A 16356-nucleotide genomic window follows, 5' to 3' on the forward strand; every position below is an offset into this window, starting at 1 on the left:
TGAGAAAAGGTTCCCTGGCGAACCTTTTTTTATTTACTTTTTTGGTTTTATTTTTCTGTCGAAATAAGCCGAATGATTAGGTATCATATGATATAATTACTTTTTGATAATAGATAAATTAGAGATTTAACGAAAAGCTGAAGTGCCTTCGGAACAAGCACAGCTTGTTCCAGCGAAGAGTATCAAAGGAGGTTTCCTTTGTGTTCAGCCCCGACAAGCATAAGTCAAGCGCTGACGGAAGGCGTTTTTTTGCCTTCCAGAAGTGATTGGCTGTAAACCATAGAGGGGCTAGGCGCTGAAGCTAGACAATATATAGATGGGAGAGGGAATGATGAGCGAACATGCCTCTGGCAAAAAAGAGCGATTCTTACTCTTGCTCCAGCAACTAGAATTAAAAGAGGACGCTGTAGTAGCACAATTTCAAAATGCTCAAATTGAAAGATTTATAGTAGAAAAAAAGTCACGTAAATGGCATTTCCAATTTTTATTAGAAAAAATTCTTCCTTTTAGTTTATTTCTTCGTTTTACTACGCAGCTTGAAAGAAAGTTTTCTACTATTGCAAAGATTTCCTATGATTTAAAAGTAGAAAATCCAAGCTTTCATCCCGATTTGTTTCTGGAGTATTGGAATTATAGTATTCAGCAAATCGATGGCATCTCACCGCCAATGTTAAAATTACTAAATGAACAGGTGCCGGTACTTAGCGGAAATAAGTTAACGGTATCAGTGCGAAATGAGACAGAAGGAATGGCCTTAAAAAGGAAATATGGATCTCTGATTACCAGTCTTTATCAGTCATATGGATTTCCAAGCTTAACGGTTGAAACTGATATTCAGAGCGGTGAAAAGAATGACGAATATCAACAATTCTTAATAGCGAAACAAAAAGAGGATCAGGAACGCGGACTGATGGCCTTGGCAGATTTACAAAAGAAAGAAGCTGAGAAAGATGCTGGTGGATCTGTTCCAGAAGGGCCTCTTTCAATCGGGCTAACCATTAAGGATGATCAAGACCTAAGAAGTATGATTGAGATTGTAGATGAAGAACGCAGAGTCACCGTTGAAGGGTTTATTTTTGATGCTGAGACAAGGGAACTTAGAAGTGGCCGTACGCTATTAACATTTAAAATTACCGATTACACCAGCTCGCTTATGGTTAAGATGTTCTCTCGCGACAAAGAAGATGCAGCCCTTTACCAGCTCGTCAAAAAAGGAATGTGGGTAAGAGTAAGAGGCAGTATCCAAAATGATACATTTGTACGTGATTTAGTCATGATTGGTAATGATATAAATGAAATTAAACCTGCTGGCCGTAAGGATACGGCCCCTGAAAATCAAAAAAGAGTAGAACTGCACCTTCACACTCCAATGAGCTCAATGGATGCTGTCACTCCTGTAGGAGCGCTCATTGCTCAAGCGAAGAAGTGGGGTCATAAGGCGATTGCAGTTACAGACCATGCTGTTGCACAATCCTTTCCTGAGGCGTATAGCGCTGGAAAGAAAAATGATATTAAAATTCTTTATGGTGTTGAAGTAAATCTTGTAGATGATGGTGTTCCAATTACTTATAATGACGCCCACCGTCTACTAGCAGAAGATACATTTGTTGTATTTGACGTTGAAACGACAGGTCTTTCAGCCGTATATGACACGATTATTGAACTAGCGGCAGTAAAAATACGAGATGGGGAAATTATTGACCGGTTTGAATCATTTGCGAATCCGCATCATCGACTATCAGCAACAACCATCAATTTAACAGGGATTACGGACGATATGGTCCAAAATGCACCAGAAGTTGGAGAGGTAATCCAAAGGTTTCATGATTGGGTAGAAGACGGTGTCCTGGTTGCACACAATGCATCCTTCGATATGGGATTTCTTAATGTAGGCTATAAAAACATTGGCCTTGAAAAGGCAAAAAATCCAGTAATTGATACCCTTGAACTAGGTAGATTCCTCTACCCAGAAATGAAAAATCATCGTTTAAATACATTAACGAAGAAATTTGATATCGAATTAACCCAGCACCATAGAGCCATTTATGACGCAGAAGCTACAGGGTATTTACTGTTGAAAATGCTAAAGGATGCTTCTGAAAAAGGAATAGAGTACCATGATCAATTTAACGATAACATGGGAAAGGGAAATGCTTATCAGCGAGCACGCCCTTATCATTGTACTTTACTGGCACAAACGGAAGTGGGTTTGAAGAATTTATTTAAACTTGTATCCATTGCTCATATTGAATATTTTTATAGAGTACCAAGGCTGCCACGGTCCATTCTTCAAAAATTCAGAGAAGGGATTCTTGTTGGTTCCGGCTGTAATAAAGGAGAGGTATTCGAGGGGATGATGCAAAAATCTCCAGATGAAGTGGAAGCTTATGCACAATTCTATGATTACTTTGAGGTAATGCCAAAGGAAGTCAATGCTCCATTGATTGAGATGGAACTTGTTCGTGATGAAAAGGCACTAGAAGATATTATTGGTAATATTGTAAAGCTTGGCGATAAATTAGGGATTCCTGTTGTTGCAACTGGTAATGTCCATTATTTAAATGAGAATGATAAGATTTACCGTAAAATTTTAGTTAACTCTCAAGGTGGAGCGAACCCGCTAAATCGTCACAAACTACCAGATGTCCATTTCAGGACAACAAATGAAATGCTTGCTGCGTTTTCATTCCTTGGAGGAGAAAAGGCAAAAGAAATTGTAATAACGAATACAAACAAAATAGCTGATATGATTGACGTTATTAAGCCGATTAAAGACGACCTATACACTCCGAAAATTGAAGGCGCAGATGAAGAAATGCGAGAAATGAGTTATTCAATGGCAAAGAAGATTTACGGAGAAACACTTCCGGAAATCGTTGAGGCACGCCTTGAAAAAGAATTGAAGAGTATTATCGGCCATGGATTTGCGGTAATCTACTTGATCTCCCATAAGCTTGTAAAAAAATCTTTGGATGATGGGTATCTTGTTGGTTCACGTGGTTCAGTTGGTTCTTCCTTAGTTGCCACTATGACAGAGATTACAGAGGTAAATCCTTTACCTCCACATTACGTCTGCCCAACCTGTAAGCACTCAGAGTTCTTCAATGATGGTTCGGTGGGATCTGGATTTGATTTACCTGATAAAGATTGCCCGCAATGTGGCGGAAAGTACAAAAAAGACGGACACGATATTCCGTTTGAAACCTTCCTTGGCTTCAAAGGGGATAAGGTTCCCGACATCGATTTGAATTTCTCAGGAGAGTATCAGCCGCGGGCACATAACTACACAAAGGTTCTTTTTGGAGAAGATAATGTTTTTCGTGCGGGTACGATTGGTACTGTTGCAGATAAAACAGCCTTCGGCTATGTTAAAGCCTATCAACAGGACAATAATTTACAATTACGCGGGGCAGAAATAGAAAGACTTGCATCAGGCTGTACAGGTGTAAAAAGGACAACTGGTCAGCATCCTGGCGGTATCATTGTTATTCCTGATTATATGGATGTCTATGACTTTTCACCAATTCAGTTTCCTGCTGATGATAGAAATTCAGAATGGAAGACGACTCATTTTGATTTCCATTCTATTCATGATAATGTTTTAAAACTAGATATACTTGGTCACGACGATCCAACGGTGATCAGAATGCTGCAGGACCTGAGCGGTATGGATCCTAAAACCATTCCAACTGATGATCCAGAAGTAATGAAAATCTTTAGCGGTACAGAATCATTAGGTGTTACTGAACAGCAAATAATGTGTAAGACCGGTACCCTTGGGATACCAGAATTCGGTACACGCTTTGTTCGTCAAATGCTAGAAGATACAAAACCTACAACTTTTTCGGAATTAGTCCAAATTTCTGGTTTATCACATGGAACAGACGTATGGCTGGGAAATGCACAAGAATTAATTCATAACCGAACCTGTAACCTAAGTGAAGTAATTGGATGCCGGGATGATATTATGGTCTACCTAATTTACCAAGGATTAGAGCCATCTTTTGCCTTTAAAATAATGGAATCTGTACGTAAAGGGAAAGGCCTCACAGACGAAATGGAAGCGGAAATGCGTAAAAATGAAGTGCCTGAATGGTATATTGATTCTTGTAAAAAGATTAAATATATGTTTCCAAAGGCCCACGCAGCCGCATACGTGTTAATGGCAGTTAGAATTGCTTATTTCAAGGTTCATCTTCCGTTGTTATACTATGCAGCCTATTTTACAGTTCGTGCCGAAGACTTTGATATTGAAGCAATGTCACGTGGTTCTGAATCTATTCGGGCAATTATTGAAGAAATTAATGCAAAGGGACTTGAGGCGTCAAACAAGGAAAAGAACCTGTTAACAGTCCTTGAACTAGCACTGGAAATGACGGAAAGGGGTTTTACTTTCCAAAATTACGATTTGTATAAATCAGATGCATCTGAGTTCATCATTGAAGGAAATTCATTAATCCCTCCATTTAACTCCATACCGGGACTTGGAACAAATGCCGCTTATAATATTATAAAGGCAAGACAAGATGGAGAGTTTCTTTCTAAAGAAGATTTACAGCAACGTGGTAAAGTGTCAAAAACTATTCTAGAATATTTAGATAAACTAGGTTGTCTAGGTTCATTACCAGAACAAAACCAGTTATCCCTATTCTAGCTTTTCTAACTTAGATTAACGTCAAGCTACAGCGCCTAAGGCTCTCAGGTCTAAGCCAATCCGTCAGAAAGGTAAAGAGCGACCTTCCAGCCGGCTCGTCTTATGCCTGTCGCCCCTGAGCAAGGCGCTTCCGCTATTGGGTGTTTGCATATAAAATTTGGTTATGGTATAGTTTTATTGGAAATACTAAGAAATACTCTCGTGTTCAAGAGTGGGGAAACCCGCTCTTTCGTTTTTGTATACAGTTTTTTTTGAAGAGTTATTTATAAAACTTTCCGTGAATTACCAATAATATGGGTGAGCATGTCGGTAAAGGAGGTTAAACATGAGCAAAGTAACGGAAGTAGTAGAAGAGCTAGCGCAGCCAATTATCCAGGAGCTTGGATTAGAATTGGTGGAAATCGAGTTTGTTAAAGAAGGGAAAAACTGGTTTCTGCGCGTATATATTGATAAAGAAAACGGTGTTGATATAGAGGACTGTGGCAATGTCAGTGAACGGCTTAGTGAAAAACTCGATGAGCTTGACCCGATAACCCAAAATTATTTTCTTGAGGTATCTTCTCCAGGTGCAGAACGACCGCTTAAAAAAGCAAAAGATTTTGAAAAGGCAATTGGTAAAAATGTGTTCATTAAAACATACGAGCCGATTGACGGTGAAAAAGGTTTTGAAGGGGAATTACTTTATTATGACGGGCAAACAGTAAAAGTAGAGATGAAAATCAAAACCCGTAAAAAAGTAATTGAAATTCCTTTTGAAAAAGTGGCTAGTGCAAGACTAGCAGTTATTTTTTCATAATGAAAGATAAATATATAATGGATAGGGGGATATAATCAAATGAGCAGCGAATTATTAGATGCTCTTACGATACTAGAAAGAGAAAAGGGCATTTCTAGAGATGTTTTAATTGATGCGATTGAAGCTGCACTTGTATCGGCTTATCGACGTAATTTCAACCAAGCCCAAAATGTTCGGATTGATTTGAATTTGCAATCTGGCTCAATGAGAGTATTTGCAAGGAAAGAAGTAGTGGATGAGGTTTTTGACCCTCGACTTGAAATATCGTTAGCAGATGCAAGAAACATAAATCCAAACTATGTTGTTGAAGATGTAGTTGAAATGGAAGTAACACCTAAGGACTTCGGCAGAATTGCTGCCCAAACAGCTAAGCAAGTGGTTACACAAAGGGTTAGGGAAGCTGAAAGAGGAATTATTTATTCTGAGTTCATCGATCGTGAAGAAGATATCATGACAGGAATTGTTCAAAGGCTTGACTCGAAGTTTATTTATGTCAGCCTTGGAAAAATTGAAGCGCTGCTGCCTGTAAATGAACAAATGCCAAATGAGCGTTATAAACCTCATGACCGTATAAAGGTTTTTATTACTAAAGTAGAGAAAACAACAAAGGGTCCTCAGATTTTCGTTTCACGAACACATCCTGGCTTGCTCAAGCGATTGTTCGAAATTGAAGTTCCAGAAATATATGATGGAACAGTTGAGATTAAATCTGTTGCTCGTGAAGCAGGAGACCGTTCGAAAATTTCTGTTCATTCGGATAACAATGAAGTTGACCCAGTTGGATCATGTGTAGGTCCAAAAGGTACAAGGGTTCAAGCCGTTGTGAATGAATTAAAAGGTGAAAAAATTGATATTGTTAAATGGTCTGACAATCCCGTCATCTTTGTTGCAAATTCTTTAAGCCCATCTAAAGTTTTAGATGTTATGGTAAATGAAGCTGAAAAAGCGACAACTGTTGTTGTACCAGACTATCAGCTTTCACTAGCAATTGGGAAGCGTGGACAAAATGCCCGCCTTGCAGCGAAGTTAACAGGTTGGAAAATAGATATCAAATCTGAAACAGAAGCACGTGAACTAGGAATCTATCCACGTGAAGAAATGATTCGACTTTTTGATGATCAAGTAGATGTTGACTTTAACGAAGAAGAAGAAAAGGAATAATAAATGAGGTGAATGGATTGTGAACAATCGTAAAAAAGTTCCTATGCGGAAGTGTGTCGCAACCGGTGAAATGAAGCCGAAAAAAGAACTCGTTCGCATCGTTCGCTCAAAAGAAGGGGAAGTTTCTATCGACTTAACTGGGAAAAAGTCGGGTAGAGGTGCCTACCTTTCTAAGGACAAAGAAGCAGTCCTACTAGCCAAGAAGAAAAATACCTTATCTAATCATTTACAGGTTACTATAGATGAATCATTATATGATGAACTATTGGATTTGATAGAAAAGGAAAACAGGCAGTCTATATGAATACAAATCAATGGATGTCGTTACTTGGCTTAGCCAATCGAGCACGGAAAATCATTTCGGGTGAGGAGCTTTCTGTTAAGGAGATTCGAAGCGGAAAAGCAAAGCTCGTTTTATTATCGGCAGATGCATCTGCAAATACGACAAAAAAAATTACAGATAAATGTAAGTCATACGAAGTTCCCTATAAACTAGTGGAAGATCGCCACCTTCTAGGCCAAGCGATTGGCAAAGAAGCCCGCGTAGTTGTAGCTGTACTGGATAATGGATTTGCAAAAAAACTGATGACGTTGCTCGATTAATTCTAGCGGGGGTGAAAATATGAGTAAAATACGTGTTTATGAGTACGCAAAGAAACACAATATTTCAAGTAAAGATGTAATCACTAAACTGAAAGAAATGAACATAGAAGTTTCAAATCATATGGCAACAATTGAGGATGCTGCAGTTGTAAAGTTAGATGCAACCTATAATAAAAACCAAAGCAATCCTGGGCAAAAGCAAGCTAGACCACAACAGCCAAATCGCCAGAATCAGAATCCACAGCAGCAGGGAGTTAAACCACAAGTGCAAAGTAAAACAAGTCCAAAAGCTTTTGAGGATGACGACGCAAAAACTACTACACCAAGCAAGGTGAAAGTGGCCTCTCCACCAAAAACGGCTGACACTAAAAAGCAAAATCAACAATTCCAATCTAAGGAAAATAAGGTTTTCAGCGCTGGAAAAGGGAATAAAAAACCTTTTAATAATAATAATCAAAATCGCAATAATAATAACAACCGGAAAAAGAACCATACACCGGTTCAACAAGCACAGCCACAAGTAAGGAAAGTGAAAGATCTTCCAGCTAAGATAACATTTAGTGATTCTTTGACTGTTGGAGAATTTGCTAAGAAAATCTACCGTGAACCTTCTGAAATTATCAAGAAGCTATTTTTACTGGGAGTTATGGCGACAATTAATCAGGTATTAGATAAAGATGCAATTGAATTAATCGCGAGCGAATATGGGGTTGAGGTTGAAGAGGAAATTAAAATCGATACAACCGACCTTGAAGTTTATTTTACAGAAGATGAATCCGAAAACCTTGTAGAAAGACCATCTGTAGTTACCATTATGGGTCACGTTGACCATGGTAAAACCACTTTGCTTGATTCCATTCGTCATACAAAGGTAACAGAAGGTGAAGCGGGGGGAATTACTCAGCATATTGGTGCTTACCAGGTTGTTGAAAACGGTAAAAAGATAACATTCCTTGATACACCGGGACATGCTGCCTTTACGACGATGCGTGCACGTGGTGCGAAAATCACGGATATCACTATCCTAGTAGTAGCTGCTGATGATGGTGTAATGCCGCAAACAGTTGAAGCAATTAATCATGCAAAGGCTGCAGAGGTTCCAATTATCGTGGCGGTTAATAAAATGGATAAAGAAGCTGCTAACGCCGATCGTGTTATGCAAGAACTTACCGAGCACGGATTAGTTTCTGAAGCTTGGGGCGGCGATACAATCTTTGTTCCACTATCCGCGAAAACAGGAGAAGGAATCGATAATCTGTTGGAAATGATTCTACTTGTTAGTGAAGTGGAAGAATGGAAAGCAAACCCTAATCGTAAAGCAGTTGGAACAGTAATTGAAGCACAACTAGATAAAGGCCGTGGATCAGTGGCTACCTTGCTCGTTCAGAATGGTACACTGAAAATAGGTGACCCTATTGTTGTAGGGAACACGTATGGTCGTGTTCGTGCAATGGTAAATGACCTTGGACGCCGTGTGAAAGAAGCTGGACCGTCTACACCTGTTGAAATTACAGGCTTAAGTGATGTTCCACAAGCTGGTGATCGTTTCGTTGTATTTGACGATGAGAAAACAGCTCGTCAAGTCGGTGAAGCACGTGCACAGCTAGCATTGGCAGCGCAGCGTGGTGAGAAATCAATCGTCAGCCTAGATAATTTATTTGAACAGTTAAAGCAGGGTGAGATGAAGGATTTAAATATCATCTTAAAAGCAGACGTTCAAGGTTCGGCTGAAGCCGTGGCCGCTTCACTGCAAAAAATTGACGTTGAAGGTGTTAATATCAAAATTATTCATAGTGGTGCTGGTGCCATTAATGAGTCGGATATTACTCTTGCCTCTGCTTCAAATGCGATTGTGATTGGCTTTAATGTTCGTCCTGATGTAAATGCGAAACGCGCAGCTGAGCAAGAAAAGGTCGACGTTCGACTTCACAGTATTATTTACAAGGTTATTGAAGAAATTGAAGCTGCTATGAAAGGTATGCTTGATCCTGAATTTAAAGAAAAAGTAATTGGTCAAGCGGAAATTCGTCAAACCTTTAAAGTTTCAAAGGTTGGAACCATTGCTGGTTCTTATGTAACAGACGGAAAAATTACCCGTGATAGCGGAATTCGTTTAATTCGTAATGGGGTTGTTATCTTTGAAGGAAATATTGATGCATTAAAACGATTTAAAGATGATGCCAAAGAGGTTGCACAAGGTTACGAATGTGGTATTACCATTAAAAACTTCAATGATGTAAAAGAAGGAGATATTATTGAAGCTTACGTAATGGAAGAAATTGAGCGTAAATGATTGTAGGTTTAGCACTTTGTGAATGTATTATCTATGATGCACATTCATTGAAAGATAAACGTGCTGTTTTGCAGCGTATTCTTACCAGGTTGAAACAAAAATTTAATGTATCGGTTTCAGAAGTTGGCTATCAGGACGTATGGCAAAGGACGAAAATAGCCATCGTTGCGGTAACATCTAACAGGGTAATGACTGAACTGGAACTGCAAAATGCACTTAAATTAATTGATTCCTTTCCTGAAATAGAAAGAACGATCACCGATATAGAATGGCTTTAAGTTAAGAGGTGAAGTGATGAGCCACAGAGCAAATCGTGTTGGAGAACAAATGAAGAAAGAACTAAGTGACATCATAGGTCGAAAAATTAAGGATCCCCGGATCGGATTTGTGACAGTTACGGATGTTCAAGTAACAGGAGATCTACAACAAGCAAAAGTATATATTTCTGTTTTGGGCGATGAAGAACAAAAGGAAAACACACTTAAAGGTCTTGCAAAGGCGAAAGGATTTATCCGAACTGAAATTGGACATCGTATTCGCTTACGCAAAACTCCTGAAATCCTTTTTGAATGGGATGAGTCAATGGATTACGGAAATCGAATTAACTCTCTTATTCACCAATTGCACCATGAAGAAAGAAGCATAGAAAAAAATGAAGAAGAATAAATGGATAGACAAATGTCTATCCTTTTTTTTCGATACAAAATAGAATTGGAGTGACCAAGGGTGGAAGGAATCTTACCTTTATATAAACCGGCTGGGCTAACGTCGCATGATTGTATATTTAGATTAAGGAAAATATTAAAAACAAAAAAAGTGGGTCATACGGGAACGCTTGACCCAGATGTGACTGGAGTGCTTCCTATCTGTATAGGGAAGGCAACAAAAGTAGCTGAATACATAACTGACGCCGGAAAGAGCTATGAAGGCGAAGTAACCCTTGGGTATTCCACTACAACCGAAGATGCTTCCGGAGAAAAGGTTGAGGAGAAAAAGGTTGTTGATACCTTTAGCAGGAAGGAAATACTTAAAGTCCTTGAATCCTTTACAGGTGAAATCGAGCAAACTCCCCCGATGTATTCTGCAGTTAAAGTAAATGGAACTCGTTTATACGAATATGCCCGCAAAGGAATTGAAGTGGAACGTCCAACGAGAAAAGTTACCATTTATAGGTTAGAGTTGCTTGATGAAAGAGAAGAGTTTTCAGGAGAAACCATTTCTTTTCGATTTAGAGTAAGCTGCAGTAAGGGAACCTATATTAGGACATTAGCCGTAATGATTGGGGAAAGCCTCGGATACCCGGCACATATGTCAAATTTAATTAGAGTCCAATCCGCTGCATTTACAATTGATGATTGCCTGACGTTTGAACAAATAGAAAAGTTAATGGAAACAGGTACTATTTCAACATGTTTAAGACCCTTAGAAATGGCACTTTCTCATTTGCCGAAATACATAATAAATGATAAAGTAGCAGAGAAAGTGAAAAATGGCGCACTTTTACCAATACCAGATTATTTAATAAATAGTAACGGACCTATTATCGCTCAAACGGAAGAGGGAAATGCTCTTGCCATTTATTCGGTACATCCGAACAAGCCAGGGCTCTTAAAACCAGTTAAAGTCTTGCGTAATGATCAAGGTTAAAAAGGTTACTGTTAAGAAAAGGTGAGTTTCAATTGGAAGTAATAAAGCTAAAATTCCCATTAAATATAGATAAAACTGAAATACCTCCATTAGCCATGGCACTTGGTTATTTTGACGGTGTTCATCTTGGTCATCAAAAGGTAATTCTTGAGGCCAAAAAACAAGCACATCAAAAAGGACTCCACACTGCAGTCATGACCTTTGACCCTCACCCATCGGTAGTCTTAAGGAAAAATGATAAGCATGTTCAATACATAACGCCCTTAGCAGAGAAAATAAAAATTATTGAGGAATTAGGCATTGATTATCTTTTCATTGTCCATTTTACAACAGAATTTGCAAACCTTCTGCCACAAGAATTTATCGATCAGTTCGTGATTGACTTAAATGTAAAACATGTGGTTGCAGGATTTGACTTCTCATACGGTCGGATGGGAAAAGGAACTATGGAGGTCTTGCCTTTCCATTCTAGAGAAAAGTTTACTTTCACCATTGTTGAAAAATTAACCAGTGGGAATGAAAAAGTAAGTTCAACGCGAATTCGTCAATATATAAAAGATGGAAGAACCGCGGAGCTGCCAGAATTACTCGGAAGATTTTATATGACAGAAGGTATTGTTGTTCATGGAGATAAAAGAGGAAGAACGATAGGGTTTCCAACTGCAAATGTTGAAACTAACGATGAATATATTTTACCTCCGCTTGGTGTTTATGCTGTAAAAATCAGGATAGGTGAAGACTGGTACGAAGGTGTATGCAATGTAGGCTACAAACCAACCTTTAATAAGGAAGCTTTAAGGGTGTCAGTTGAAGTGCACGTGTTTGACTTTAACAAGGATATTTATGGTCAGGTAGTAGTCGTTGAATGGCATCAATACCTGCGTAAAGAACAAAAATTCTCCGGAATCGAAGAACTAGTATCCCAAATTGAAAAAGACAAACAGAATGCTATTGATTATTTTAATAAAAGACAGTGTTAAAGCGGAGTGTTAATTTTGGCACTCTGTTGATTTGCGCGGAAGGCACGAGACTCCTCGATCCTGCGGGAGGGACGGGGCAGGGGAGACCCCGCTCATCTCTTAGCGTCGAGGAGGCTCTCCGAACCGCCCGCGGAAAGCGAAGTGCCTTTCGTTACTATCAACAGACCCTATTTAACGCGTCTAATAAAATCGACAAACACTTACCGAATAATTGCGAATAATAGTCTTTTCTTAGGTAATAACTTGCTTTTTGACCAGAAACGTTGTATTCTTATTAACGTATTAAAAATAACCTTTGCTTGGCAAGTCGAGTCACCGACGCTTGCTCAGTAACAGGGGATATGAAATTTAGGAGGTGAATAGGATGGCAATCACACAAGAACGTAAAAATGAACTTATCGCTGAGTACAAAACTCATGATAACGATACTGGATCTGCAGAGGTTCAAATCGCTGTCCTTACTGAATCAATCAACAATTTGAATGAGCACTTACGTACTCACAAAAAGGACCACCACTCACGTCGCGGTCTGTTGAAAATGGTTGGTAAGCGTCGTAATCTATTAACGTACCTACGTAATAAAGATGTTCAACGTTACCGTGTATTAATCACTAAGCTTGGACTTCGTCGATAATCAAAAGAAGCGGGATTTTTCCCGCTTTTTTGTTAGGTTAAAAAAAGAAATCATACGAGCACCACAAAATCTTATATACATATTTTAAGACGCGAAAATTTGTGCATACTAATAGTATATTTGTATTGATAACATAAGCGTAAAACGCTTTTTTTATATTAGATGATTAGAGCGATATTAATTCGCATTATCCTCTAAAGTGATTTGGATAGAGAGGGGTAAGAATATGGAACATACGAAACATGAGTATTCCATGGATTGGGCTGGACGCAAATTAACTGTTGAAATTGGACAACTAGCCAAACAAGCAAATGGAGCTGTAATGGTCCGTTATGGAGATACGGCAGTTTTAAGTACAGCTACAGCTTCAAAAGAACCAAAAAACTTAGACTTTTTTCCATTAACATGTAACTATGAGGAACGATTATATGCAGTGGGGAAAATACCTGGAGGCTTTATTAAACGGGAAGGTCGTCCGAGTGAAAAAGCTATTTTAGCTAGTCGCTTAATTGACCGTCCAATTCGCCCGCTTTTTGCTGATGGTTTCCGTAATGATGTCCAAGTTATCAGCATTGTTATGAGTGTGGACCAGGATTGTTCTTCAGAGATGGCAGCGATGTTTGGATCTTCTTTAGCATTATGTACATCTGACATTCCATTCGAAGGACCAATTGCTGGTGTAATCGTTGGTAGAGTTGGCGGAGAGTTTGTAATTAATCCAAACGTAGAACAAGCTGAAAAAAGTGACATTCATTTAACCGTTGCTGGTACTAAGGATGCAATTAACATGGTTGAAGCTGGCGCAGATGAAGTATCTGAGGAAGTAATGCTAGAAGCTATCATGTATGGACATGAAGAAATCAAACGTCTCATTGAATTCCAAGAAAAAATTATGGCTGAAGCAGGCAAGGAAAAAAGAGAAGTTATTCTTTATGAACTTGATAAAGATTTAGAAGCTGAAGTTAGAGACATGTGCGAAACGGATATGGTGGCTGCGATTCAGGTTCAAGAAAAACATGCTCGTGAAGATGCCATTAAAGAAGTGAAAAATCGAGTACTCGCAAAGTTCGAAGAGAATGAAGCAACAGCCGATGACTTGAAGCAGGTAAAACAAATATTAGATAAAATTGTTAAAGGTGAAGTTCGCCGTTTAATAACAGTTGAGAAAATCCGTCCAGATGGTCGAAAAATCGATGAAATACGTCCTTTATCTTCACAGGTAGGTATCCTGCCGCGTACGCATGGTTCAGGATTGTTTACACGTGGACAAACTCAAGCATTAAGTATTTGTACTTTAGGTGCAATGGGCGATGTTCAAATTCTAGATGGATTAGGTATTGAGGAAGAAAAACGTTTTATGCACCATTACAACTTCCCATTATTTAGTGTTGGCGAAACTGGACCAATCCGTGGACCTGGCCGCCGTGAAATTGGACATGGCGCTCTAGGAGAACGGGCATTAGAACCAATTGTGCCATCTGAAAAGGACTTTCCATACACGATTCGTCTTGTTTCTGAGGTACTGGAATCAAATGGTTCAACCTCTCAAGCAAGTATTTGTGCTAGTACGCTAGCGATGATGGATGCAGGTGTTCCAATTAAAGCTCCAGTTGCTGGGATTGCGATGGGACTTGTTAAATCAGGTGATTATTACACTGTTTTATCTGATATTCAAGGTATGGAAGACCACCTTGGCGATATGGATTTCAAAGTTGCAGGAACGGCTAAGGGAGTAACAGCCCTTCAAATGGATATTAAGATTAAAGGTCTTTCCCGTGAAATCCTTGAAGAAGCATTGCAACAGGCTAAAAAAGGCAGAATGCATATCTTAGATTCTATGCTGGCAACTATTGCTGAGCCTAGAACCGAGCTTTCACAATTTGCTCCAAAAATCTTAACAATGAAAATTAACCCAGATAAAATCCGTGATGTTATTGGGCCAAGCGGTAAGCAAATCAATAAAATTATTGAGGAAACTGGTGTTAAGATTGATATCGAACAAGATGGAACAGTATTTATTGCCTCTACAAATCAGGAAATGAATCAAAAAGCAAAGAAAATTATTGAAGATATCGTTCGTGAGGTTGTAGTTGGCGAAATGTATCTTGGAAAAGTCAAACGTATTGAAAAGTTCGGTGCGTTTGTCGAAATTTTCGCTGGTAAAGATGGACTTGTCCATATTTCTGAATTGGCTGAAGAGCGAGTTGGAAAAGTGGAGGATGTCATTAAAATTGGTGACGAATTTTTAGTGAAAGTTACAGAAATTGATAAACAAGGTCGTGTGAACTTATCACGTAAAGCAATATTAAAGGAACAACGTGAAAAGGCTGAAGCTGAGAAACAACAATAAGTCATATTCGTCAAAAGTGAAATAGGAAAGGTCAGGGGGAACCCTGACTTTTTCCATGTTAGATGTATCTTGTTCTATCTAGCTACAGCGCCTAGGGGCTCGGGGTCATAAGCCAATCCGTCAAGAAGGTTAAAGAGCAACCTTCTTGACGGCTCGTCTTATGCCTGTCGCCCCTGTGCGAGGCGCTTTCGCTTTTAGTTCTACCTTGTCCCTAATATTCATATATTTTGTATGAAGGGGGAAGGTAAATGAAGAAGTTAAGTTTGATAGCTTTCTTATTTCTAGCTGCGTGGTTTTCTGTTAACAATCCTCTTGTAGATACATATGTTGCCACACTTAAAGGAAACGCGCTAACTGTGGGAAAGCAAGAAGATCCGCTATATCAAAGTATTGTAAAAAATGCTTCTACATATGAAATACCGCCTTCCAATGCTAAAATTGATAGAGTATGGAAAGCGATTCCAGGTTATAATGGGATAACTGTCGATATTGAAGCCTCATATAAAAACATGAAGAAAATTGGCACGTTCGATGAAAAAAAATTAGTTTATAAACAAACTGAACCATCCGTACATCTTAGCGATTTATCCCCTTCTCCCATTTATCGAGGCCACCCTGATAAACCAATGGTCAGCTTCATCATAAATGTAGCTTGGGGAAATGAATATTTGCCTGAAATTCTTGCTGCCCTAAAAAAGCACCAAGTTAAAGCAAGTTTTTTCCTTGAGGGAAGATGGGTGAAAAATAATCCTGAATTGGCAAAAATGATAGTGAGTGCTGGACATGAGGTTGGGAATCACTCCTACACACATCCTGACATGAAAAGAATATCAGCAGTACAGATTAGGGAGCAATTAAACAATACAAATGAAGTAATTGAAGCAGCAACGGGGAAAAAAAGCATTTGGTTTGCACCTCCCAGCGGCAGTTACCGGGATGAAACCGTTACAATCGCAGCCGAATTCAAGATGAAGACAGTTATGTGGACAGTAGATACCATAGATTGGCAAAAGCCATCACCAGACCAACTAATTAATCGAGTTATCTCTAAAATTAGTAATGGTTCAATGGTACTCATGCATCCAACAGAATCTACCGCAAAATCATTAGACACCCTAATAACACTTATTGAAGAAAAAGGATTAAGATTAGGTACGGTAAGTGATTTAATGAGTGAAGAAAGAATTATGAAATAAATTTAACAGAGTATCCAGATAATAAAGGAAATAGCTAATTTT

General features: G+C 38.8%; 13 protein-coding genes. All 13 read left to right on the plus strand.

Features of this window, described 5'->3' with window-relative positions; genetic code table 11:
- Window positions 1–331 precede the first annotated feature (331 nt).
- The 13 genes from QNH48_RS09535 (at window position 332) to QNH48_RS09595 (ending at window position 16314) form a co-directional block, all read left to right on the plus strand.
- On the plus strand, window positions 332–4654 hold the full coding sequence (locus QNH48_RS09535) for a PolC-type DNA polymerase III (protein WP_283955728.1): 4323 nt from the start codon (window positions 332–334) through the stop codon (window positions 4652–4654).
- A gap of 325 nt (window positions 4655–4979) precedes the next feature.
- Window positions 4980–5450: a ribosome maturation factor RimP gene (rimP, locus tag QNH48_RS09540; RefSeq protein WP_283954682.1), complete on the plus strand. Its 471-nt coding sequence runs from the start codon at window positions 4980–4982 to the stop codon at window positions 5448–5450.
- Between the two features lie 39 nt (window positions 5451–5489).
- Complete coding sequence (nusA, locus tag QNH48_RS09545; RefSeq protein ID WP_283954683.1) at window positions 5490–6611, plus strand: transcription termination factor NusA; 1122 nt, start codon at window positions 5490–5492, stop codon at window positions 6609–6611.
- A gap of 19 nt (window positions 6612–6630) precedes the next feature.
- On the plus strand, window positions 6631–6915 hold the full coding sequence (gene rnpM, locus QNH48_RS09550; RefSeq protein ID WP_283954684.1) for an RNase P modulator RnpM: 285 nt from the start codon (window positions 6631–6633) through the stop codon (window positions 6913–6915).
- Window positions 6912–7214, plus strand: a complete 303-nt coding sequence (locus tag QNH48_RS09555) for a YlxQ family RNA-binding protein (protein WP_095247649.1) — start codon at window positions 6912–6914, stop codon at window positions 7212–7214. The genes rnpM and QNH48_RS09555 overlap by 4 nt, the downstream gene beginning before the upstream one ends.
- A 19-nt stretch (window positions 7215–7233) precedes the next feature.
- Entirely contained in the window at window positions 7234–9507 is a 2274-nt protein-coding gene (gene infB / locus QNH48_RS09560) for a translation initiation factor IF-2 (RefSeq protein ID WP_283954685.1), read from the plus strand.
- The gene (locus tag QNH48_RS09565; protein ID WP_283954686.1) at window positions 9504–9785 is read left to right on the plus strand and encodes a DUF503 domain-containing protein; all 282 of its coding nucleotides are present in this window, start codon (window positions 9504–9506) and stop codon (window positions 9783–9785) included. The genes infB and QNH48_RS09565 overlap by 4 nt, the downstream gene beginning before the upstream one ends.
- A gap of 16 nt (window positions 9786–9801) precedes the next feature.
- Entirely contained in the window at window positions 9802–10173 is a 372-nt protein-coding gene (gene rbfA / locus QNH48_RS09570) for a 30S ribosome-binding factor RbfA (protein ID WP_095247646.1), read from the plus strand.
- Between the two features lie 60 nt (window positions 10174–10233).
- Window positions 10234–11154, plus strand: coding sequence for a tRNA pseudouridine(55) synthase TruB (gene truB / locus QNH48_RS09575; protein ID WP_283954687.1), 921 nt, complete (start codon window positions 10234–10236; stop codon window positions 11152–11154).
- Between the two features lie 32 nt (window positions 11155–11186).
- Window positions 11187–12134: a bifunctional riboflavin kinase/FAD synthetase gene (ribF, locus tag QNH48_RS09580; RefSeq protein WP_283954688.1), complete on the plus strand. Its 948-nt coding sequence runs from the start codon at window positions 11187–11189 to the stop codon at window positions 12132–12134.
- Window positions 12135–12498: 364 nt separating this feature from the next.
- Entirely contained in the window at window positions 12499–12768 is a 270-nt protein-coding gene (rpsO, locus tag QNH48_RS09585; protein ID WP_095247643.1) for a 30S ribosomal protein S15, read from the plus strand.
- A gap of 226 nt (window positions 12769–12994) precedes the next feature.
- Entirely contained in the window at window positions 12995–15118 is a 2124-nt protein-coding gene (gene pnp / locus QNH48_RS09590) for a polyribonucleotide nucleotidyltransferase (RefSeq protein WP_283954689.1), read from the plus strand.
- A gap of 248 nt (window positions 15119–15366) precedes the next feature.
- The gene (locus QNH48_RS09595) at window positions 15367–16314 is read left to right on the plus strand and encodes a polysaccharide deacetylase family protein (protein WP_283954690.1); all 948 of its coding nucleotides are present in this window, start codon (window positions 15367–15369) and stop codon (window positions 16312–16314) included.
- Window positions 16315–16356: the final 42 nt, after the last annotated feature.

It is taken from the genome of Neobacillus sp. YX16, assembly GCF_030123505.1.
GTDB lineage: Bacteria > Bacillota > Bacilli > Bacillales > Cytobacillaceae > Neobacillus.